The organism is Sphingobacterium chungjuense (assembly GCF_011316935.1).
In the GTDB taxonomy this organism is placed as follows: Bacteria; Bacteroidota; Bacteroidia; order Sphingobacteriales; family Sphingobacteriaceae; genus Sphingobacterium; species Sphingobacterium chungjuense.
Genome location: NZ_WLYS01000001.1, coordinates 839247 through 863084 on the forward strand (window position 1 = coordinate 839247; position 23838 = coordinate 863084).

The 23838-nt window shown below is 37.9% G+C and carries 23 protein-coding genes; 4 read left to right on the top strand and 19 right to left on the bottom strand.

The genetic code is table 11. From position 1 onward, the window contains the following. Positions 1-81: 81 nt before the first annotated feature. The 19 genes from GKO22_RS03825 to GKO22_RS03915 all read right to left on the bottom strand — a co-directional run bounded on the left by GKO22_RS03825 (position 82) and on the right by GKO22_RS03915 (position 19533). Entirely contained in the window at positions 82-1224 is a 1143-nt protein-coding gene (locus GKO22_RS03825; RefSeq protein ID WP_166332744.1) for a glycosyltransferase, read from the bottom strand. Next, entirely contained in the window at positions 1217-2326 is a 1110-nt protein-coding gene (locus GKO22_RS03830) for a glycosyltransferase (protein WP_166332745.1), read from the bottom strand. The genes GKO22_RS03825 and GKO22_RS03830 overlap by 8 nt, the downstream gene beginning before the upstream one ends. Then, positions 2323-3486 carry a glycosyltransferase family 4 protein gene (locus GKO22_RS03835; RefSeq protein WP_166332746.1) on the bottom strand — a complete coding sequence of 388 codons (1164 nt, stop codon included), beginning with the start codon at positions 3484-3486 and terminating at the stop codon, positions 2323-2325. Before GKO22_RS03835 ends, GKO22_RS03830 begins: the two co-directional genes overlap by 4 nt. Beyond that, positions 3452-4639, bottom strand: a complete 1188-nt coding sequence (locus tag GKO22_RS03840) for a hypothetical protein (protein WP_206367796.1) — start codon at positions 4637-4639, stop codon at positions 3452-3454. Before GKO22_RS03840 ends, GKO22_RS03835 begins: the two co-directional genes overlap by 35 nt. A gap of 108 nt (positions 4640-4747) precedes the next feature. Next, positions 4748-5749: a glycosyltransferase family 2 protein gene (locus GKO22_RS03845; protein ID WP_166332747.1), complete on the bottom strand. Its 1002-nt coding sequence runs from the start codon at positions 5747-5749 to the stop codon at positions 4748-4750. Positions 5750-5763: 14 nt separating this feature from the next. Beyond that, the gene (locus tag GKO22_RS03850) at positions 5764-6846 is read right to left on the bottom strand and encodes an acyltransferase family protein (RefSeq protein WP_166332748.1); all 1083 of its coding nucleotides are present in this window, start codon (positions 6844-6846) and stop codon (positions 5764-5766) included. Beyond that, positions 6843-7718 carry a beta-1,6-N-acetylglucosaminyltransferase gene (locus tag GKO22_RS03855; RefSeq protein ID WP_166332749.1) on the bottom strand — a complete coding sequence of 292 codons (876 nt, stop codon included), beginning with the start codon at positions 7716-7718 and terminating at the stop codon, positions 6843-6845. Before GKO22_RS03855 ends, GKO22_RS03850 begins: the two co-directional genes overlap by 4 nt. 11 nt (positions 7719-7729) lie before the next feature. Beyond that, complete coding sequence (locus GKO22_RS03860) at positions 7730-8653, bottom strand: glycosyltransferase family 8 protein (protein WP_166332750.1); 924 nt, start codon at positions 8651-8653, stop codon at positions 7730-7732. Between the two features lie 101 nt (positions 8654-8754). Then, entirely contained in the window at positions 8755-9681 is a 927-nt protein-coding gene (locus GKO22_RS03865; RefSeq protein WP_166332751.1) for a glycosyltransferase family 2 protein, read from the bottom strand. A gap of 25 nt (positions 9682-9706) precedes the next feature. Continuing rightward, the gene (locus GKO22_RS03870) at positions 9707-10672 is read right to left on the bottom strand and encodes a glycosyltransferase family 2 protein (RefSeq protein ID WP_166332752.1); all 966 of its coding nucleotides are present in this window, start codon (positions 10670-10672) and stop codon (positions 9707-9709) included. Further along, on the bottom strand, positions 10660-11577 hold the full coding sequence (locus GKO22_RS03875; RefSeq protein ID WP_166332753.1) for a glycosyltransferase family 2 protein: 918 nt from the start codon (positions 11575-11577) through the stop codon (positions 10660-10662). Before GKO22_RS03875 ends, GKO22_RS03870 begins: the two co-directional genes overlap by 13 nt. Before the next feature lie 8 nt (positions 11578-11585). Next, the gene (locus tag GKO22_RS03880) at positions 11586-12464 is read right to left on the bottom strand and encodes a glycosyltransferase (RefSeq protein ID WP_166332754.1); all 879 of its coding nucleotides are present in this window, start codon (positions 12462-12464) and stop codon (positions 11586-11588) included. Positions 12465-12583: 119 nt separating this feature from the next. Further along, a complete protein-coding gene (locus GKO22_RS03885; RefSeq protein WP_166332755.1) occupies positions 12584-13486 on the bottom strand; it encodes a glycosyltransferase in 903 nt (300 codons plus the stop codon). Next, positions 13483-14109, bottom strand: a complete 627-nt coding sequence (locus tag GKO22_RS03890; protein WP_166332756.1) for a NeuD/PglB/VioB family sugar acetyltransferase — start codon at positions 14107-14109, stop codon at positions 13483-13485. The genes GKO22_RS03885 and GKO22_RS03890 overlap by 4 nt, the downstream gene beginning before the upstream one ends. Further along, complete coding sequence (locus GKO22_RS16850; RefSeq protein WP_166332757.1) at positions 14103-14432, bottom strand: WbqC family protein; 330 nt, start codon at positions 14430-14432, stop codon at positions 14103-14105. Before GKO22_RS16850 ends, GKO22_RS03890 begins: the two co-directional genes overlap by 7 nt. A gap of 3 nt (positions 14433-14435) precedes the next feature. Next, positions 14436-15518, bottom strand: a complete 1083-nt coding sequence (locus tag GKO22_RS03900; RefSeq protein WP_166332758.1) for a DegT/DnrJ/EryC1/StrS family aminotransferase — start codon at positions 15516-15518, stop codon at positions 14436-14438. A 39-nt stretch (positions 15519-15557) separates the two neighbouring features. Beyond that, entirely contained in the window at positions 15558-17348 is a 1791-nt protein-coding gene (locus GKO22_RS03905) for an ABC transporter ATP-binding protein (protein ID WP_166332759.1), read from the bottom strand. A 27-nt stretch (positions 17349-17375) separates the two neighbouring features. Continuing rightward, positions 17376-18335, bottom strand: coding sequence for an NAD-dependent epimerase/dehydratase family protein (locus GKO22_RS03910; RefSeq protein ID WP_166332760.1), 960 nt, complete (start codon positions 18333-18335; stop codon positions 17376-17378). 34 nt (positions 18336-18369) lie between these two features. Next, positions 18370-19533: an MraY family glycosyltransferase gene (locus GKO22_RS03915; RefSeq protein WP_166332761.1), complete on the bottom strand. Its 1164-nt coding sequence runs from the start codon at positions 19531-19533 to the stop codon at positions 18370-18372. Positions 19534-20296: 763 nt separating this feature from the next. On the opposite strand from GKO22_RS03915, the gene GKO22_RS03920 reads away from it, so the two are divergent. The 4 genes from GKO22_RS03920 to GKO22_RS03935 all read left to right on the top strand — a co-directional run bounded on the left by GKO22_RS03920 (position 20297) and on the right by GKO22_RS03935 (position 23836). Next, a complete protein-coding gene (locus GKO22_RS03920; RefSeq protein WP_166332762.1) occupies positions 20297-20476 on the top strand; it encodes a hypothetical protein in 180 nt (59 codons plus the stop codon). 113 nt (positions 20477-20589) lie between these two features. Then, positions 20590-22344 carry a fimbrillin family protein gene (locus GKO22_RS03925; protein ID WP_166332763.1) on the top strand — a complete coding sequence of 585 codons (1755 nt, stop codon included), beginning with the start codon at positions 20590-20592 and terminating at the stop codon, positions 22342-22344. Between the two features lie 157 nt (positions 22345-22501). Further along, a complete protein-coding gene (locus GKO22_RS03930) occupies positions 22502-22939 on the top strand; it encodes a BT0820 family HAD-type phosphatase (protein ID WP_166332764.1) in 438 nt (145 codons plus the stop codon). Between the two features lie 24 nt (positions 22940-22963). Beyond that, complete coding sequence (locus tag GKO22_RS03935; RefSeq protein WP_166332765.1) at positions 22964-23836, top strand: DUF5106 domain-containing protein; 873 nt, start codon at positions 22964-22966, stop codon at positions 23834-23836. The last annotated feature ends 2 nt before the right edge of the window (positions 23837-23838 follow it).

Here is a 23838-nt window from a genome sequence, read left to right on the forward strand (position 1 = left end):
TAATGAAATGACGAACTACGTGCATTAGGAGTTGTCAACAATGTAAACTCTTGTCGAAGAAACGCTACACAAAAAGACTATTTACTGCAAACCGACACTGCGATAAGTGTGCAATGTTTTATCGATCATGCTCTTATCAGTAAAGGAAGCCTTGTAGCGCCTTAGAGCGCCATCGCTGAGCCGTTGATATAGTTCCTTGTTTTCGGCTAATAAACGAATAGCTTTTGCTAATGCCTCAGAATTTTCTTTTTGAACCACCAATCCAGATACGTGATCAGCATTTACCCAACTTACGCCCGAGCCTTCAATATGCGAACAAATGATTGGCTTCCCCAATGACATGGCTTCGATTTGTACGATAGCAAATGCTTCTGTTTTTTGTGTGGAACTTAGACAGAATATATCGCAGATATCATAATAGCAAGGAACCTCTTCATCAGGTATGTAATTGATGAGTTCTACACGATTGTTTATTCCTAAGCGAGAAATCAAAGCAAGTAAATCTTCTTTTAAAGGCCCTTTGCCACCAATGATAAGATGGTAGCTGTCATCAAGCAACTTCATAGCTTCGATCATGTGCTGGTATCCTTTATATTCTACCAGACGGCCTAAAGCAAATATAATTTTCTTTCCGGCATATTTTTCTCGAAGTGTGCGTGAGATACTTTCATCGGGTCTCAACTCCTCTACTCCGATAGGAATATAAGTCACTTTGTGTTGTACTTTTTCTAAAAATGGCGATTCTTGTACATAAGTCGGTGATGTCCCCACAATAATATCTGCTCGTTTGACGAGCCAATCCTGTAAAGGTTTGTACAGCATCAGCAGTTTCTTTTGTTTTACGATATCACTATGCCAGTGCAGTACAACCTTGCCTTTGTAGCCAGAAAGAAACAGCGCTAGACAAGCCATTGGGTCTGGGTGATGAATATGTATCAGATCATATTGTTTGTGGATTTTGCGAAGCATAGAAATCATCGCAGGTGCTAACATAGTCGCAGCTAATTTTACTTGGGTAGGCACGACAATAACGCTTGCATATTTATTTATCCTTATTGATCCTGCAGCAAAGTTTTCTGTGCTGGCACATAGCATATCGCAGTGAATCTGGCGCTTGGATAAACCGATCATGAGATCATACATGACTTTTTCAACACCACCGCGGATCGGATAAAATTTTCCAATCTGTAATATCCTCCTATCCCCTATTTTTATTTTAGTCATGTAATAGTGTTTTAAATAATGCAGCCCAACTGTGCGCAACAGGTTCTGTTGCCTGAATATCGGGAACAGCCTTTAGGAAAGAATGATCACCTTGTATTAATTTTTCTATTTGCTTAGCTAAAAAACCAGGGTTTTCCGGATCAAAAAATGCTACTGATAGACTTCCTGCGGCCGTTTCATGCGTGTACGGCAGGTCAGCCAAAAGCATCGGCTTTTCAAACAATGCAAATTCGGATATGGGTAGACCCCAACTTTCAACTTTGGACGGAAAAATCATACATTGGCTGTTGGCATAAATCTCAAAAAGCTGTTGCCTGTTCACAAAGCCTCCAAAATGTAATGTTTTAAGATGCCCCCAATTCTTAAATAACCACTTCGCATAGGCATTTTCGTCACCCTTTACGGTTATTCGAATTCGAAAATTTTCTATACCTCTTTTTTCTAATATTTCTGCCGCTTCACAAAGCACTTCAAAATTCTTGTGACTGTTTGGAGAGGCAGCATATATAAACCTAAACACATCGTCCGAAGTGTTTTCGAGGTTACTGATTGGCAATTGCTTTTCATGCTCTGGCGGGGCAACTATAATGCGTTTTTCGTCAAAATCAAACATAGCTGACATGGCTTTTCTAAACCAAACCTGCTGTACCACCAAAAAGCTGTTTTCGTAGATATTAGTACGGTAAATGTATTTGGTAAATGCGGAAATAGCTGCGATTTTTGGAGAAAATAGCCAATCATGCATTTTACGGTTATAGAAAGCATACGTATTGTGGCAGTATACAGCACGTCGTTTGGCGATGACACTCGGCGTCGTATCGTGTAAGGAGAACCACAAATCGATACTTCCGATCTGCTTAGAAATGGTTTTCAAGCTGATGTATTCATACCAAAGACGATTGATCCAGCGTTTTTTAGGCCAGCGTGTTTCTATGTATTCAATATCAGGATACTTGGCCAACTCTTTATCGTAAACGATAGCGATGATGCGGTAAGCAGGATCTGAGGCCAATGTAGAAAGATATGACAAACAATCTTTTAAAATAGTTAAAGTCCCCGCCTCTACTAAATTAACAGCCGAAATAACAATAGTTTTTCTCATCTTAACTTAGCTCCTATATACTTCTTTTCTTTCTGTTGCAACAATTCATCAAATAAATCTAACCATTGCTTCATAATGATATCTTCGGCATAATTTTGAGACATCTGAGCAGCATTATTTCCTAGTTCTTTACGAAGTTCGTGGTTGCCCATTAGCATGATTAATTTATCTGCCATTCCTATTCGATCTCCTTCTTCAATCAGATATCCATTGACGCTATCGCGGATAATATCTCGCGGCCCGCATTTGCAGGCGTAAGCGATCAAAGGAAGTCCACAAGCTTGTCCTTCGAGTAATGCCATTGGTAATCCTTCGTAGCGAGAAGTCATGACTAATATTGCGCTATCCACATAAGCCGCTTCAATATCTGTGACTGGCGGATGTAATGTAACAGAATTCTGCAAATCAAGCTGAGTTATTTGATTTTCTAGCGATTGCTTTTGCGGACCATGGCCATATATTGTCAATGACCAATCATTGAACACATGTGCGACGGATTTCCATACATGGATTAATTCTTCAAAATTTTTCTGCGCATCATACCTTCCAACAGCAATAACTTGTTTAGTAGTGCCTGTAGATATTTTTTTAGGAACAAAGCTGTTCGCATTAGGAATGACGTGTATGTGTGGCAATGCTCCCCAGTACCTTTTATCTTCTTCAGTCAATACGACGAATCGGCTAAATTTTTTGACTAGTTTAAGATCCTGATAGCTGCGGTACTTGTCCACCCATCTCCACAATCCTTTTCTATTATATTGAAGTCTTTTGTAGCGCGAGAAATGAATTTCCAAGACCTTTCTGCTGTTGTCTTTGATATTTGGAAGAATCGTTGCATCATGATCAAAAAGAGAAACCACAATGTCTTGCGGAGTTTCACTTAGAAGCAATCGTAACTTTCTTCGATGTATTCTTTGCTTACGAGTATAAGAAACCAGTCGCTTAGCCAAGCCTAGTTTAAGATCTTCTGTGTAATTGATTTGCAAATCAACACATTGAATCTTTGTATCAAGCGAATAATAAGAGTTTCGACCTTGTTGATCCGTCGTAATAACGGTAACATCATGACCTTGCTTGATCAGGTAATTGGCTTTGTTGGCCAATACACGTTCCATCCCACCTGAATTAAACGTACCGAGGATGCAATACGCGATTTTCATAGCTTCGGTTTTGGAACGGTATACGGTCGTCAGAGAATCTATCTAGACAAAAGAATAAGGCATAGAACTGGAATATATCAGTAGCCACCTTCAGCCAGATCATGAAGCTTAGTGCCATCATGAGTAAGAACATAAAGGTGTATTGTGGATTTGCTTTTGCAAAATGCATCGGTAAATACACAAAAAATGCTGCAAATACACTGAAACCAATTAGACCACAGTACAAAATAAATCGGCAATAACCAATGTCTGTACTATAAGCAAATCCATCAAATAGTCCACTTCCTATCATCCAGGTTTTAAAATCATTGGGCCAGACCCACATCTCTCTATTTAGTTTATCAGTTGAATCGGTACGCCATTCACCTTGCTCTACATAATTAAAGAAGCCTTCAAATGCAAAACGGATATATTTATGAAAAGCTTCATTTGTTTCGTAAAAATATACACTTAGTATAACTGCTGAAATGATAAAAAGCACAAACCAAGTGGCTAATTTGATAGCATCATGTGTAATACGAATTCTAAAAATCCCAGAACCTAGCAAAAAATATATACTAGCACAGCCAACACCCAATATCGTCGTTCTAGATATAATATTTCCAACAACGGTAATGATAAAAAAGGTCACTAATAAAAATAAGATATAAGACGTGTTATTTCTGGTTTCTTGGTCATGGTTGAGCACTGCTGTAATCAAGATTAAAGTCACCGAAAATCGTACTCCAGCAGGATCTAGCGCTGCACCAATACCGTAAAGCCGATCAACTTCATCATAAAATTCTTGACCCTGCATAGCAAAGGAATCTATGAAAATTTGCACGGACGGAATGTTGTCGATCATTAGCGCAACAATACATTGAGCGGCACAGACAGCTGCGAGGTAAAAGGTGGTCAAGCGAAAGCTGACTTCGCCATGTGTTAATCGATATATGCAAGAAAGTCCATAAGCTCCAAAAAACCAAACCGAGAGACTTACGATGTAACTTGCATAGGCATAATCTTGCGTACCATTTATGTCCGTAGCAATAAAGCAGATCAACGAAAAAAGAAAGGAAAATGCGATAGAGCCCAATATTCCTGATGTTATCGTTAAGCGTTCTTGACGAACTGTGTTGAACGTCATCATAATTCCCCCTAGTAATCCCACCATAATTTTAGTGTTAATCGTTTGTGGAATAAACGTAAAACTAAAAGGAAACAAATAGAAACTTGTCAGAATGCCGATCACAATATATAAAGGCAGGCGAATCATTGGAAATTATTTATAGATGATACCATAGACTACGCGAATTACAGTGTAATAATACAATTTTATAAGCCAAAATTTTCCGGATAATGCCCATCGTTCTAATAGGCGAGTTCGCCAAGAATTATTAGTATTCTTACCTGCGTATTTGTTCACTTCTGGAAACCAACTTCTCCATCGCAGATATTGGCTTGTTTTATCGGAAATTAGTAGCGGTAATTTGATGTTTAATTTTAGAAATGCCGTGTACTTTTTCAAATCGAAAGATAGCGACTTTTCACTCAAGAAACGCACTGCCTGATCCACATTGTTGTTTACCTGTAGCATATGCGCCTCAGAATAGGTCTTTGTCAGCGATTCACTATTTGATTGCCGATAAAGGTAAAAGTATTGATCGAGATGTACGACGTTCTTTGCAACTGCAAACAGCTTTATCATCACCATCAAATCTTCGCCCATATTCATGCCGGGGATAAAGCGGATTTGGTTGTCCTCGTACAAGGAGCGTTTCACCAGAAAAAGCCAAAGATTCCAACGCATTGAACCATTCATCATCCTTTCCAAAGCGTCGGTAGGTGAAGTAAATGCCGGTTGCGTCATTTTGCGCTTGTTTTTGTCAAACGCTAAATACCAGTTAAATCCGACGATATCAGCGTCTTTTTGTATAGCGAGCGAGACAGCGTCGTTTACAGTGTTTGGATCGACTTGATCGTCCGCATCTATATAATAGATATAATCACCTATAGCGTTATCTAAACCTGTATTGCGTGCTGCTGCCACGCCTTGATTTTTGTTGTGCTTAATTAATTTTGCAGTTTTACTTTTTCCATCGATCCATGAGGTTAAAAACTGTTGTATAACTTCAGCTCCATTGTCTATGCTACAGTCATCAATAAAAATCAGTTCTAAATTGTTATAATTAAGTTTACAAATACTTTGAAGACAAACTAATAACGTCTCGGATGCATTGTAAAAGGGGATGATTATAGAAACCTTTGGTATAGTGTGCAGCATATGTAAAAATAGTTCTAATTTGCACGATTACCCGTGACAAAAATCAAAGTTTTTGGAAGAAATTTTTTAACGATGTAGTAGATCATTATTATTAGACTAATACATGTAAGCGGCATCAAAAAGTAGCCTATTATCAGCCAAATATCAGGCATGAAAGATAGAGATTTTTGTAGCGCTCCTTTAAACCACCCCAGAATGTAAATGATGTGCGAAACATAAATAAAGAAAGCAGCTTCTGCATACAAAAGTACTAGCTTTCTCAAGCGGTTCAGCTCTAGCATTTTATTGCCTATCGCTAGTAAACTTGATGCGGCCGAAATGGCAAAAAGTCGAATCCACCATTCATTTTGAGGCATGGCAGTATAATAAGTGGCTATACCTAAAGTTATGATTGTTAGACATAGGGTGACTGTTTCATATCGTAGCGAGAGCTGTAACATATTTTGTTTGGAAAGACCGAAATAGGCGCCTGCCCCGAAAAAAAATATAGCGGTACTGCTCAAACCAGGGAGACCCGATTCAAAAAGAGATAAATAGAAGCAAAGTAAAAGTAGTAGACCCCAGAACTTAAGGAATCTAAAAAAATAATAGAAAAGTGGTGTCAGGACTACCATCACTATTAAATCCCGAACATACCACAATGGGTAATTAATCGGCATTCCCCATAGCATTTCGTAGATGGATAGCTGCGTAACCTGTTGATAGCCATCGTTAAATGGTAAGCCAGATGATACAAAGGCATAGTTTTTTAATACAATTGCCGCAATCATAATTAGACTCCAACTTATATACGGAATTAAAAGCGTTCGATAGCGGTTTTTCAATCTATCCGTATAAACTTTCGTATTCCAAGACGAAATTTTTAAGAAGAAGAAATAGCCCGAAAAAAGAAAAAAGGCTGGAACAGCAATTCTACCAATATGGTGCGATATTAATTCTGAAATAATGACATACGCATTGTATATTTTTAATTCAGAAGATATAGGTTGTTGTTGAAAAGGAAGCATATGTACATAGACCACCAATACGATTAATGGAAATCTTAAAAAGTCGATAACTTCAGATTGCCTCTGATCTAATGAAATGTCTTCCTTCATTTATTTGATATATTATGGTTCGCTATTTTTGTTAGTAGCTCTAAGGATTGACCGTTGAATTTGCGAGCAAATAATAAGTCAGAAGCTAGTAGCGTTGGCAAATCTTCCAATGTCCAGTCAAAAATTTGATTGTTTTGCCACTGTATAATGCGTTGGCTTCCATTTGCTTCGTCTTCTAAATCGTAAATATATTTACGAAAATGTGAATGCCAACAAATGGTTTGTTTATAAATCTCGTCTGCACAAAACGTGTGCTGGTAAGTCTTTAATATAGTGTGTTTCTGACTTAATATGTGCCGGACGAAGTTGTGCGTTACACTAACCCAGTTCGTACCTTTTTTGAATTCGATATTTTTAGATCTATACAGATTTAATTTGATCTGCAATTGCATGAATACCGACCTAATTATGCGTTTAACAAGCTGGTCAAGCCCGTTTTTCCTGCCAAAATTTTTCGAAAAAAGATGGTATCGTTTAACTTTTCTCTCTAATTGTTTTGAAATATCCCCAGATGTAAAACCAATGAACTCTTTACCAAAATGACGTTCGAAAAATTCATGAATGTAGTCTTGAGATTTCAATGGTATATCTACTCCAGACATCAAATGATAGTAAGCGTATTCAGCATGGTGGAATGCAGTATCGAAAAGTGACAATTCTACCTCGATCTGGCTTACATCTCCCCACCTCACATCAATGCGATTATCTAGCAGGATTAATTTTGCATGATGACAAACAAGATTTGGTAATTTCAAAACCTTTTTGTCAAAATGAATGAAAATAGAATTCCTCTCGTCATCTAAAGCCGCAATAAGATGCGCTAGTACATCAAATTCGTGATGGGCAATAATTAGATAGGCATGTCTCTTCATATTCGATTCATTCAACGGCGTATGAAGTTACGAATACCTTCCAACAAACTTTTACCAGCCGAAGTTCCATAGATGGTGGCCAACAGCCGGGTTTTTAAACTATAGCTACTGAATTTCTTGATAGAATTTGGTAAGATGTTGTAGTATTTCCACCAAATATCAAATGCTACGGTAAACGTATTCCATGGCTTTGGGCCTGTATAGTGAATATTACCTGTTCGTTGAACATTTATCCAATCATCTTCGCTATAAAATTGTAAAAAACTATCCTTGTAGGCAGGGATAAAAAATGTACGTATACTATTCCAGTATGGTGGTAAACCTATTATCTTTCCTGCACACAACTGATTGATGACATCTTGATCTGGAAATTCTAAACCCGGAAACCGTAAGGCGTCTAAAAATTTAGTGCTCATATTATCTTGGCGGAGTTCACGCAGATTCATTAGTAATAACCCAGAATTGATATACTTTCCTGGATCGCAACCAATAGCCAACATATGTTCTTTTTGAAAATCTAATGTTGCCTCGAAAACACCAGCCATATATTGGCCTGTTAAATCTACCGAATGAAAAAGTTCTGCTAGATCGTTACGAACAATAATGTCACAGTCTATGTATATAATAGTGTCAAATTCGGGTAGGAGATCTGGGAGTAGTAGTCGGTAATTAGCTGCTACAGTATATTTCTCGTCTACGTAGATATCGTCTGCAATCTTACCTGCTAAATTTAGGAAAGATAATGTATTTGAAGGCCCAATCAAGTCCGCTAACGAGCTTTTCATTTCATCGTTGAGCTCTTCGGTTAGTAAACAAATGACATGAAAAGTGCCCTTGAATTTGGAAGATTCAAGAATAGAAACCAAGCAAGTACACGCGGGCACAAAGTAGTTGGGCGTGAAAGCTAGGACAAGAGGTATACTATTTTTGTGCATTGCGATATCGTTTTGTAAATATAGCTTTAATTGTTTTCATCAATAATTTAGAAATTTTCCTCCAATTTAGGATCCATCAAGCAACTATTAATCATATTGCCTTATCGTCTAAATACTTTGTTATGGAAAAATCGACCTAATGTGATGCACTTATCTCGCATTGAAAGTAATTCACATTGGCTTATTTTCCAAAATTTGTACCATGGTAAATATTTGATAACCTGATTATAATAATCGTAAAGACACTTTTTCTGAATGTACTTCGTGTTGTTTTCGTAAAAAAAGAACTGATCTCTTTCTTCAACAGGTTTCTCGTACCTCAAATCAAGTAGCCAACGATAAAACATTGTTGTAGCGATAAGCTTTTTATCTAGCTGGCTTCTGTCGCTAGATAGATGAATACCTGAGATTCTAAATGAAAACAGCACGTTATCTGTATTTGCTATACCATTTTCTGCCATCATAATTGCCGTTGCTGCATCTGAGCAGAAGGCAGATGGAAAATTTATAAATCCTTTGCTCTTTAATGCCGTACTTTTGAACATGTAATTGCCAATACACGTAAAAATTGTAGCGCGTAACCAATGGTATAGAAATTCGTGTTTACTGCAGTATTCAGTTATCGTTTCATCAGTTATCGAGACCTCGTTGCGTTCATTGATGATGGAAGTTTTTGCTCTTACAATGTCCACAGTGGGATATTTAATGGAAAGCTCCACCATAGTCTGCAGAAAGTTCGGGTGATAGATATCATCATCTGCCGCTAGGACAATATATTCTCCTTCCGCAAAAGTAATGGAGTGATTCCATTGTTTTACGAGGTCAGTACCACCGATGTTCTTCGGGTTACGGTAGTATTTAATGCGAGGGTCTTTAAAAGAATCTACGATAACCTGTAAATTTTCGGGTGAAGCATCATCTACAAGAAGAAGCTCCCAATTTTCATAAGATTGATTTAGAATACTTGAAATTGCTTGGTCAAGATACGTTGCTTTATATGCCGGAAGAACAAAAGAAATTAGTTTCATGGTGTTTTTGTAAATTGAAAAACAACTATTTTGAAAGTTTACGACCAATTTTTACCATAGCAACATATAAAGGATAGCATTTTTTCTTTATCAACAAGATTAATCGTGTTGAAAATCCCAAAGTATCGTTTGTATAAATGTCACGTAAGCCATATTGTGACCAAATGTGATTTGTGTTTTTGATGGTAGGCAAGACAAATCGCTTCAATAAGGCAGAATCTAATGTTGAAGCGTCGTCATTGCGGCTCAAATCTAGAAAGAAGTTCCTACGGTTGTAGATAGCTTCTGTTTTATCTATAAACCCTGCCACGTTTGTCTCATCAGCAGTGATGCTTCCTGCGCGGCGGCGGTAATAATACAAGGGAATATCCATATAACACGAGACATCTACCTGGTGTAGGATTTCGTGTATTACGAATTCGTCTTCGTGTACTCTGCCACAAGGATATCGAATTTGATCAAATAAACTTTTTACATACAGTTTGTTCCAAGGAACGACATAAAGTATGTCAAAAATATCAACCAACTTTTTTAAAGGGTCTGTTATCTGTTTTATGTCGTTTTGACTTACGTCGATCTGATTGTTAGGGTTAACTTCAAAGTCTTGATCGAATAGTTCATAACCACAAGTTATCAATTTGTTAGACCCGATATAATAATGTAGCAACTCTATAAACCGGTTGTGTACGCGATCGTCACTATCAATAAATGAGATGTACGTGCCATTTGCATGATCTAACCCAGTGTTTCTAGCTGCTGAAACGCCAGCGTTCTCTTGATGAATAACCGTAATGCGCGCGTCTTTCTTTGCAAAATCGTCGCAAATTGATGCGCTTGAATCTCTTGATCCATCATTTACTAAAATGACCTCTAGGTTTGTATAGGTTTGCGCCAAAATGTCCTCCAAACAGCGGGGTAAATAGTTTTCTACATTGTAGATAGGGACAATGATAGAAACTAATGGATGTTTTGTATCGATCATCTTCTCCATAACTCACCTGCAATAGCACGACATTGTCTAATAATTCTTTCTTTTAGAGGAACTTTTTCTGAGTACATAGAATGGATTTCTTGGTAAGCCTGATTAGGAATCTTGTGTCTCACGCTATAGAAGTTGCTGAAATGGTAGGCGAAGAACCCTTTGTTTTGTACGAACCCTTGTAATAGCTCATTTAGGTACGTGATAGCCTGCAGTTCTTCTTTAAATCGAAGCCCTGAAGCGGTCGTCTTTGTAGTAACGTCTGCTGCATGTTTTCTGAAATAACTGAGAAACTTACCACTAATAAAAACGTCGCCGAGTAAACTTATTTCACTCCAAAAAATCCAGTCGCCACAGAGTTTATACTTCAAATATTCTGGAGAAACCTTATAAAACGCGGCTTTTCTAAATATTGCTTGGCTAGCGTTCCAAATACTTAAGTGAGGCAACATCTGATTTTGTACAAAGCTTAGGCCATCTAGCGTATTGTCTAGGCTTTTTCCCTCGAATCGAGCGCTAACTTGTTGAGGTCTCTCTTGTACCAAATATAATTGAGTGAACGCCAGATTTGTGTTTGGTGATCCGTTAGTCTTGCGTATCAATTCTTCCAAAAAATTGTGTTCCGCCCAATCGTCACTTTCTGCTATCCAAATCCATTCCCCTTTTGCAAGCGCAATACCTTTCTCCCATTGCTTAAAAGTACTTCCAGAATTCTTCTCATTATAAACAATATGTGACACCTTCGGGTGGTTAGCATATTGATCTATGACCTCTCTGCTCTCGTCCAATGAGCAATCATCCATTATAATGAGCTCAAAATCCGTATAAGTTTGATTGAGGATAGAATTCAATCGCTGCTCAAGGTATGGAGCATGATTGTAATTGGGTACAATGACGGATACAGAGATTTCGTACATATTCAATTTTACTTGATTTTTAATTGAGCTTGACCCTTTAATAGACTGGGTAGGCGAAAAATAATTTTCAGTATCATTAAATAAGGTAAGCGGCTCATTGGAAAATGTTTGAAAGCTTCAAAAGCATAATATAGACAAAGATCAAGCTTACCGTAGTAGAAGCACTCATTGAAAAACCAAAGATACTTGGCTTTTTCAAACTTAACTTCCTCCTCTATCTTTTGAGTGCGGACAGGTAAAAAGTTTTTGTACATCTTGTAAAAATGATGAGTAGAGATGACCCAATCTTTGTTGAAATTGCCAGATGAAAAGTGTTTTACATTGATTTGGTAACTGATAATATTTTTTAGCTTTTTTTGAATTGATTTGATGGAGATAGCTAAATCATAATTATGGAATCCAGATAAATTTTCATCAAATCTCAATCCAAGAGATTTTTTGCTAGCTAAGAATACACCATCTAAGGTGACAACCTCATCAAAGTCGCGACCTAAACCATCTTGGTTAAATGCTCCAATAAGGCGCCCATTCCTATATTCGGTGATAAACATTTTTTGAAATTTATGATCTATCCACCATCCAGAAGGTGCTTTAGTTTTAAATGTGCTGCCCGCCAAACCTACTAAGCCAACATTTGGAACATTTTCCAGAGTGCTTAAAAGAATCTTTCCCCATTCTGAAGTCTCGAATAAAACATCTTCGTGGACAAAAAGCAAATGTTCAAAATTACTTTTGTCAATTCCCTGATTATAAGCAGAATTTATGCTCATAATCCCTGGGTTATCTATACGAATAAGTTCATATTCAATACCGCAGGTTGTCGCGATGTTGGTCGCTAAAGCACTATAAAGATTGTCTTTGTAAGATGAAACTATTATGGATAGCATTCTTTAACCTTTTGAAGTTATTTTTAATGATGTTGACTACGGTTTAAATATTTAAATCGGATTATTGTAGCGAGATGTAACATTGACGTAAAGAACGACTTCTGTTAATTTCCTCTAACTTAAAGCCTTAATTTTTTGATTTTTCTTAAAAGTGTTCTTAGTGGACGTCGATCATATTTTAAAATAAAATAAGTATAATTAATTTTTTCTTTGAAAGACATCTCGGAAAAGCCAATACGTAGTAGCGTGTCTATTGATTGTTGACGCAGATTGTTGGAAATAACTGGATCATTGGAACTCTTGCTCATTCGAGTCAACATTTTAGCAAATGTGAAATGTGTTGTAGCCCGCCTCCTCTTGGACCAAACGCCACCATTCCATATTCTGTAGACGGCCATATAATCTGGCAGGTAGCCATATAGCCCTTTTTCACCATTAAGATACCAAAGAATATAGTCTCCTACGACACCGTTAAACAGGGGCGAGTCGAAATTTATGTTGTTACGAAAAACTACAGACGGAGTATGTATAAAATTGCCATCACGTGTTAATGTGTCTAAATTTCTCTTTAATGTAAAGTCTTCTTTATTCAGATGTTCTTTAGTAAAAAGTTTAGAGTCTTCATCATATAACATTACCCTATGATAAACAAGGTTACAATCTGCATTGTTAGTTAGGTAATCCACTTGTTTTTCCAATTTTAGTGGATCAGTCCAATAGTCATCACCTTCACATATGGCAATAAATTGCCCTTTAGCTTTTTTTAGTGCTGATACAAAATTGGGGACTATACCTAAATTTGACTGGTTTTTATGGTATACAATTCTTACATTTTTGGGGATTGATTCATTTAATATAATATTCTCAACAATTTTGTCAGTAAAATCGGGAGAGCAGTCATCACAAATAAGAAGTTCGATTTCTCCAAAATACTTTTGGCTCAAGACTCCGTTTATTGCATGTCGAATAAATTTTTCTTGAGCATAGGTGATAATTATAACACTAACGCAGTTTTCTTTCATTTTCGTGGATAAAATTTTGCAGGTATTCCTATAGCAATTTTGTTGTTTGGAATATCCTTAGTAACAACACTTCCCGCACCGATTATGACGTTTTCACCAATTTTGATCCTTGGTAGCACGGTGGCGTTTGCTCCAACGTGTGTCAATTTTCCAATATTTGCACCTCCCAAAATAGTTGCTCCAGGAGATATTTCACAAAACTCACCTACTTTAACATCGTGTGATATTATAGATCCATAATACACCATACTACCCCTTCCTAAAGAGACGCCAGAAGATATTATGCTGTTGCCAAGGATAGAAACACCCGAGTTTATATCCATACCAAAACTGGCAATGTTTGCTTTTACACTTATAGCAGACTCGCAAATACCACCTAATTTTGTAAATACATCAAAGAAATGCAGCCTTAAGGCTGAGCCACCAATACCTAATATGAACCGATTATCAACCTTTTTCAAATAAACTGCGGCAGCATCAAAAGAACTTATTATTGGGTGATCGTAAAGTGAGTGAACTTTAGGATTAATATCATCAAAAAAAGTAATATCTGCGCAAACAGAATTATCCGTTAATACCTCTAGAACTTCTTTTGCAAAACCGCCAGCACCAACAATCAACATGATGCTACGGTTTTAATAAGGTTCGAAAAACCATGAAATTGTTTAGCTTTTTTGTAATTAAGTTCAATTGTATTCAGTAAACTCTCATACAGTTTAACACCTCTTTTTCTGTTAGTTTTGGTATTAAATTTGTTTGGCGTAGCTTCATCTAGAGGGATAGTGAAAAGGTTCGGCTGTCCGGTTACTAATATTTTGTTTCGACTTATCCATCCATCCTTTATGAAGATCACATCGTCGCAATAAACAAATTGATCCACGGCATTAATAAGTTGAAAGTGTCCTAAATAATGAAATACATATGGTTGCATGATTGCTACTTTCATCTGTTAATTGTTTTGTGCTCTCAAAATTAAGCGGCAAATTAGGTTTACCTCTTCCAGTGTGAGATCGTAATAGAGAGGAAGACATAAAACTTTTTTAGAGATATTATCTGTATTTTCTAATGATATAGGTGGCAGGTAAGGTAATGCATTAGCCAACGATGGGTAAAAGTATCTTCTAGTGAAAATTTCGTGTTGTTCGAGCATGGTTTTGACGTCTAGTAAAAACTGCTCACTTTCCAAAACGATCGGATAATAGGCATAATTCAGTGTTGCGTTAGCGTGCCATTTTGGTTTAAAAGCTTTTAAAGTTTTAAGTTTTTCATCATATGCTTCTGTAATAATTTTCCTCTTCTCATGGATCATTTTGAGGTATTTCATATTTACTAAACCCATGGCTGCATGTAGTTCGGAATTTTTTCCATTGATACCTAATTCAGCGAATGAATCAAATCCAGATATACCAAAATTGCGGATATACGCCATGCGTTTAAGTATCTCGGGATTTGAGGTTATTAGAAGTCCACCTTCCGTCGAATGGAATAGCTTTGTTGCGTGCAAAGAACAAGTGGAAATATCACCATATTCAAAAATTGAACGACCATTTACTTTTACTCCAAATGCGTGAGCTCCGTCATATATTACCTTCAGATTGTTACGGCTTGCAATTTCTTCGATCATCATGACATCACAGGGGTTTCCGTAAACATGTGTTGCCAAGATTGCAGAGGTTCTTTCTGTTATAGCAGCTTCAATTTTGTTTGCGTCTATGTTAAGTGATTTAGAATCAATGTCTACAAAGATAGGAGAGCAACCCTCCCACACAATGCTACTTGAAGTTGCGACGAAAGAGAATGGAGTCGTAATGATCTCACCAGATAAGTCAAGGGCTTTAATAGCTATTTGTAAGGCTATGGTTCCGTTTGTGACAAACAGAAGGTGATTGACTTCTAAATGATCCTTGATTTTCATCTCCAAGTCACTCGATAGTGGTCCCATATTAGTTAGCCATTGACGTTCCCAAATGCTATCAACATAACTTTTGTATTCATCGATTGGAGGTAAAAAAGGTTTAGTAATTGGTATCATTTTTTTAGTTTTTCATCAGCGATCCTAATATTTATTCCATTACAACTCCTGCAACTCCACCATTCTCTTAAATTTGGGAGATGAATCCTTGAGCACATCAAATGCACCCTGACCAACGATTTTTCCGTCATTCATCAAAACCACCTTATCAGCGTTTCGGACCGTTGCCAGTCTATGTGCAATGATGATAATGGTAAATTGCCCTTTAAGAGCATCAATATTTTCTTGAATGGTCTTTTCCGTTTCTGAATCTAATGCAGAAGTTGCCTCATCCAGTATCAAGATATCGATATCTTTGAAAAGCTCTCTAGCTATTGATATGCGTTGTTTCTGTCCGCCACTAAGATTAATACCATTGTTTCCGAGTATGGTATCTTTTCCGTTTTCCAGCCCTTGTACAAAATCTGCTAATGATGCCCTCTCTAAGGCTTGATCGAAACGTGTCCTATTTTCTGATGTTGGTTCGGCCCAAAGTGTGATATTATCATAAATACTTGCATTGAAAATAACCGTTTCTTGAGATATATAGCCAATTTTGTTTTGAAACGAATACTTATCAACCGTTTCTATTTCACTAGAATCTATCTTGTAGCTACCTTTATTTGCATCAAGTAGGCCTGCAATAAGATTAACCAATGTAGATTTGCCACTACCCGATTCGCCAACTAAGGCGATGGTTTCATTCTTCGCAATGTCCAGATTGATCCCTTTAATGATACGGTGATTACCGTAAGAAAACTTTAGATCTTTGAAATTTAATCCTTTTTGAAGTGACTCGTATTTTGCATGACCTTGTATTTCTCTATTTGCTCCAATCTCTTCGGTGAATTGCGCGACGTTTTCCATAGTGCCTACTTTGCCTAGAAAGTAGTTGTATTGTGCTTGGAGATCCGTTAAGTTGGTCAAAGCTCGATAAAAGAAAAGCAAGCTGACAATGATGGTGCTTAAAGGGCTTTCTCTGACATAGACTTGTAGCAGAATAACTGCCGCTACAATAAAGATCAGTATTGGCTCTCGAATGGCGCCAGTAATGGCACCTAACTTACCTAATCGATAATTTACCGCTTCTATAGATTCTATATTGTGAATCACGCGTCTTGCATAATCTTTAATGAAACCCGTTGCCTTTAGGTATTTAAAATTGGCCACCAATTGAATGATTGTGCCTTGATAATCGTTGCTCTCTTTAACAAGCTTTCTTGAAGCAACAAGTGTAAATTTGTAAATCCATTGAAATACAAAATTAAATAACAGGCCACCGATCATAATTAAAATAGCAAATTCGGCGTTCATGGCAAATGCAAATAACATGTAGACGACCACCATTACCCCTTTTTGAACGATAATTAAATAATCTCTAAAAGCATATAGTAGATTGTTGATTTCATTGGTCATTAGATTTTGTACAGCGCCGACATCTGCATTTATAAAATAACGAAAGGATAAATGTGAAAATTTATCTAACAGATTTTTACGAGTTGATACGAGAAAATAACGAGATACCTTCGCATCGTAGATGGATTTGATATAAAAAAATAAACCTTTGAAGACGAAGAAAACTACCATCAGAAGTAGCATATTCACTAAGGTGAATTCTATGCCAGCTAACTCAAAGAAATTCATTAAAAAATTATCTTCAGTCGCGGTGTTAGCCGCGCCTCCTTCGCTATCTGCCGCTATTTGAAACAAAGGAAGAAACATGCTAAGCCCAAGCCCATCCATCAGGCCGAACATAAAAGTCAGGCCGATTACGATAAAGATGCGATATCGTAGATACCGATAGAAGTAGGTAAAGTTTTTAAGGTATTTTTTGATAAACTGCTTAAGCATGGAGTCTGATGATTCTGTCGTAATAAACTATTTTCCAAACTCGGCGGCTAATGTTCTTCTTAGACCTTCCTGCATGCTATACGGTGGTTGAAAACCAGAGCTCATTGCTTTGGTGGAATCGTATTGCGTCACAGCACAAAACTTTTTCACGCGCACTGAGCTAATCGATAGCTTTTTTCTTGTTAAGAGTGCTAATAAATCAAAACCATAACCGCCGAGCATACCGAGCCAGTAAGGAATACGTGTTGTAGGAATACGCTTTTCTAAAATTTTGCCAGTATGATGTACAAGATCTTTGGTAGTAAAGTCTGGTTTATCAACATAATTGTATGCTTGTATACCAGGATTCATCTTAGTAATTAAGAATTGGATGAAAGCGACGATATTTCCAATATAGGACATGGATTTTTCATTGTTTCCTTTTCCAATGAGCATAAATTTACCAGAAGCTATTTGATTTAAAAGATTGAATACGTTGCCTCGGTTTCCCTCACCAAAAATTACTGTAGGCCGAACAATATCAATGCTCCAATCTGTATGGTTTTGAGCCCATTGTTGTAAAAGTATTTCTGCTTCCCATTTGCTCTTGCCATAGTGATTGAATGGTTCGGCAGGAAACGATTCATTAGGATTATCTTTATCTAAGCCATAAATAGCCACGGAACTGGTAAATATGATCTTTTTTACGCCCTGCTTTTCCATAGCTTCCAAGGTGTTTTGCATTCCTTGTACATTTACATCATAATACAATGACGTAGGAGATACATCGTCTCGGTGTTCTGCGGCTAAAAGTACAACCACATCTACATTGGCTAAGGAATCTGCTAGGGAATTGATATCTAATACATTTCCTATGATGGAGATAGATGGGTGTGAAAAACTAGGCTCTTTGTCGATATTAACTACAGAAAACTCGGGTGAAACGCTCAGAGCGTCTATTAGTTTGGTTCCTACGAAACCTGATCCACCGATAATCGCTATTTTCATTAAGAAAGGTTGTGTTTATGAGCGTCTCCGCCGATTATTTTAATTGATCTGCTATTACCTGATTGTGACTTTTGTACGTATTAGAAATCGTTTTACCAACGGTAGATTGTTTACGTTTCAGGATTTTATCAACTACGGTATGAAAAATCCCCCATAAAACTAAATCTGCTGCTAGTACGATGTTGTTGCTAATAAGCTGCACAGCTATGGCATTAAAGATACAAAAAAAGCCTGCAAGTGATATAATAGTAATCATTGCCTTTTGATGAGACAAGCCCGCGTCTAGCAGTTTGTGGTGGATATGGTTACGATCTGCACGAAAAAGGGGGTGTCCTAAGCGTACACGCACTAGCATTACGCGCGCCACATCCATCACCGGGACGATGAGCACGGTAAACGCTACAACGATTGCTCCTTCCGAGAAAGGTTGGATATGCGGGTTGTTCATCGCGTAGCTAACTGAAAGGAAGGACATGGACAAGCCTAGAGTCAAACTCCCTGAATCACCCATAAATATCTTGCGCTTTTTTCGAGAAATTCCAAACACATTATAATGGAAGAAAGGAATGAGTAATCCTGCTGTGATAAACGCGAACAAAGCGTGTAACCATGCTTGATTAATCATAAATAAAGTGCCTAAAGCGAGACACCCAACTAATACTAAGCCTGAACATAATCCGTCAATTCCGTCGATTAAGTTGATCGCATTGATAATTAGTACAGTGACAAAAACAGTAAATGGTATACCTATCCATGCTGGTATATGTGTTATAAAAAACACACCATACAAATCATTGATCCAAACACCCGATATAGGCAAGAAGCATGCGACTAATATTTGCATGTAAAGTTTGGTTTTGGCGCTAATGCCAATCAAATCATCCGTAATACCCACAATAAATAACACCACCAAACCACAGACTAATCCCATTATCATTGGATAGATTTCGAAGGTCTCAAGGTTAAAGTCTACTAGATTGTTTCTGTAACACAAAATCAGTGTTAATACGACCAACACACACTGAATTGGTACAAAGGTCACTCCACCAAGTCTAGAGACCAACTGAGTGTGAGTTTTGCGAACATCAACAGGGTCGAACAATCGCTTACGATAACTAATAAGTAGTACATAAGGCAATAGTAATCTTCCTAATAGAAAGGCTACAATAAATGCAATACATACGACCAATATCTTCATCTTATTAGTGATCTATAACCGTGTAATTGTTTATTAATGTTTCTCTATAAAGTGGCATTGATAATAATTCAGCCCAAGTTAATTTCAGCAGTAAAGTTACTATATGTAGGATTTAAGGGCGAATATATCAGCACTATTTATTCACTTATGTAGCATTCACACTACAAACAACGATGCCTATTTGATAGCAATGACATCATGATTTTCTTTTTTATGACTTATGCAAAGCTAGCTATTTTTTAGTTTATAGCTGTTGGTTATTAGCTGTTTACGAAGTTCAGTCGTCCTGGATAACGATGTTAAGGGCTGAGCGTTGTAATTATGTGAGCTTGTCGGGTTAATTCATTTTCCATATAGTCTAAATGGGTTCTGCAAATTTCTGTAAAAATCCCCACAAGATTCCTTATTGGTTAACCACTAATAGTTACGCTTTATCATTTTTCGCTTTTCCTTTATTTGCCTACTGCTTTTGGTTAAAAGTAACCTTGTGGGGAATATTGTAAAAAAATTATTTTTCCTGCCGCAGATACTTTATGATATGTGCAAGAAACAAATGTCATTTTTTGTGCTGTTCGATATAATTTTCTCTAAGTGGGATAATAATGGTTATATCTTTGGAGGTTAATAGTCAGTTATATAGGTTTTAAATTCGTCCTTTTTTTATATAAATCATATTTAAATTACCGCAATTGGTATTACTTGTATAATTCGATATTTAAGTTGTATAACGATCACAATTTTCACGTATTTATCCTTTATAATTATGAAGCACAAAAAAAAATCCTATTCAAGGCCTGTAGTAAGTGTAGTTCGATTAATAGCAGAGTATGGTATTGCTGCATCTTCTGTGAACGTATCAGGAGGTTCGGGAGGTACACCGTATCAGCCAGCAGTCGAAGACTGGGAAGTTGGTGGCAGTGGTTATTGGACCACAGACTTGTAAGGGCAGCAGTAGCAAATTGAATAGTTAATTCCTAACGCATTATTATGATTACGCAGCGATTTATTAAATCCAAGTGCTTTGTAAGCGCTTTATTTCTATTGCTTTGCTTTTGCATGACAGCCTGTAAACGTAATGCAGGTCGAGAAGATCTGCAAGATCCTAATGCCAGCTTACTAGTGGTGCAAGCTACCATCGATGATGCCGAAAATGTGGATTTGAATTCTCCGTTTGATGCCAAAGGAAATATCGAGCGATCGACTCGGTTATCAGGTAAATCAGATCTTACTAACTTCGAAAATAGTGCTAACTATATAGAAGGCGATGGCTTTGATGTGATTACCTCTGTGTCATCAAGTTGGAAAGGGCAAGAAATGAATGGTACCCCAGCACTGGCTAATTCCTCAGAAACTCTTCCAAGAGCAACATCGCCGATGACAGCCGGCTTTAAATATAGGCTCGTATTGTATAAGGTGGTTGGTGGGACACAAACATTTTGGAGACAAAAGCAGTTGACTTCCTCTGCTTCTAATGTAGTCGACACCACGCAGCAGATAGAAGTGGTGCGTGGAGATAGCTACCAATGGTACGCGTATTCTTATAATAATGCTAATGACATACCACCTATAGCTACTACAGGGTCTAATCCTGCAGTCAGTATGGGTACGAATTCAGACTTTCTGTACGCTACAGGTACATTTACCATCTTACCGACTGGCGCTGCTAATACGCCTCTAGCGATTAATTTTCGTCATCAGGTAGCTCGTTTAGCTGTGGAGATTGACGCTCGGGGTATGTTCGCCGATAATATAACGCAACTCGGTATTACTGTTGGTGGTATAGCAGGTGGCTCTTCGCCACTTACAACGGGTACTTTCAATCTGGCTACTGCTCAGGTCTCTAATCCAACTGCTTATACACCTACGACTACTTTTACAGTAGCCAATTTTCAAAATGTAGACGCAGGCTTTAACGATCGAAAGGCGATCTATTTTTATTCAGCGACAGAAGCTTCTTTTCCAGCGCTATCCGTTAATTTGACGGGAGTAACCATAACTATGACTGATGGAAATACAACAAGAGCTTTCACTGGATTAAATCGATCATTTAGCTTCAACACTTCTGGCGCTATGACGGCTGGCCGTACCTACAATGCGAAAATCGATTTGATTGAATCTCCGCTGACTGTAGCGGGGTCTACCGTTCGCTGGGCTAGGACAAATCTGTATCTAAATCCTAGTGAAAGAAATCGCTATCGATTCTATGCTACTTATGCACATACGAACGCCAGAGAGTCATATTGGTCTTTCCGTGGAGATATTCCAACCATGTTTGGTGTAACTGGCGATCCTTGTACATCGGTACATCCAACATCCCGACCTGAGGATGGTCTAAGTGTTTGGCGTCAGGCTACGGTAGCTGATTTTAACACATTGGGAACTTCTGGCTTGCTTGGATCTACCGGTCCATCTCAAAGTGTAGTCTACAACACAGTCGGTGGATTGGGTTACTATGAATACGCTGCTTCAGGCACTGGTTCGCCCCAATTCCCTAGCTCAAATTTACGCTTTAATATGAACGGATCTGGTACTGCTGTTGGCTTGGTAGCTGGTGCGGTTACCATCAACATTGGTATCACTGGTTATGGTACGGAAGCAAGAGTTTGGACTCAGGATCGGCTCTTGGATGTAGGCGGTTTACTCGGTCTAGGGGCTTACAGTTTTCGAGCTACAAGGGTTCCGGCCGTGCCACTCGTTACATCTGCATATAATAGCATCGTGCCAAATGTTCTCGAGACGCTTTCTTTGGGAGTTCTCGGCGCAGGATTATTAGAGTCTCCATTTCTCAATGTTCGTTGTGTAAGAAGGTAGAAAAGATGCTGTAGGTAGGATGCTAATCGTAGTGATTACTCTACATCGCCAACAGTTATTCAGAAACAGGTGCTTGTAAAGCTACCTGTTTTTGAATTTTGTATCTACAAAACCCTATCTTAGTGTGTCCAAACATATTTCACATACGCAACTTAAAATGATAATAGCTGTAGATTTTGACGGTACCATTGTAGAACATCGCTATCCTCAAATTGGTAAGCCTATACCATTTGCTATAGATATATTAATAAGGCTAAGAGAAGAGCGCCACACGCTTATCTTATGGACAGTACGCGAGGGAGCGCTTTTGCAAGAAGCTATTGATTATTGCGCTTCAAAAGGCGTTGTTTTTTATGCACACAATGCCAACTTTCCAGAAGAAGAGGCTGTCAGCGCATCACGCAAGCTGACGGCAGATTTATTTATTGATGATCGTAATCTTGGCGGATTGCCTGATTGGACAGCTATTTATAGAGCTATTTCCGCCATGCGCCAGGGCGCTCAAGATATTATTCCAATATTGTACGGACAACCCAACACAACTGCGAAAAAACAACGTCGTGGTATTTTCGCGGCCTTATTTGGTGACAATTAATGAGCTATATTAATTCTTGTTGTTATGAAGACACACTTTGTCTGGTGCATCTTGCTTGTCATGCTGGTTCACTTTTCCTGTCAAGAGAAACGTGCGGAGAAACCTGAGACCATGGAATCCGCCACTTCTACAGTGACGGATTTTTGGGAAAAATTCGACTTTAAAGATTCCCTCGCTATCGTTAAACCAGAAGTAGGAGAGCAGGCTGTTGTTGATTTTATTACGATAGCAGCTCAAAGCGATCCTAAAAAGTCTGCCGATGCCATCAAAACAATGCTAAAACGCGCGTCATTTTCGCCCAAAGTTTTGAATTTCTTTGCAGAAAGTTATGGTAAGTATTTGTACGACCCGAACTCGCCAATGTACAACGAGACGCTTTACCAAGCAGTCTTAGAGTTTTTGGTAGACGAAGAAAGTATACCCGATTACCATCGACAAAGATTTCAGGATCGATTAACTCTAATACAACGGAACAATCCAGGTAGCAAAGCCACTAACTTTGCCTTCCAAACGGTAGATGGTAAAAATGAGGATCTATTTAGCCAACAATCAAAATACATTTTATTGTTTTTTTATGAGCCAGGCTGTGGCGGTTGCGCTCACGCAATAGAAAGTTTGCAGCCTATTGCGAAGGTTCAGGAATGGATTAAGCGCGGAGATCTTCAGATACTGGCTGTTTATGCCAATGCGGAGCCCAATCTGTGGAAAGATTATCAGCAGTACATTCCTTCGCTATGGAAGAATGTTATGAATGCAGATCGTTCAATTGTTGCGAATAATCTCTATGACCTCAAAGCCTCGCCAACCTTCTATCTGTTGGATGACAAGAAGGTGGTTTTGCTTAAAGATCGTAACTTGGGGGAGAATATAGGCTACCTTGAGCGGTTTTTGCACTAACA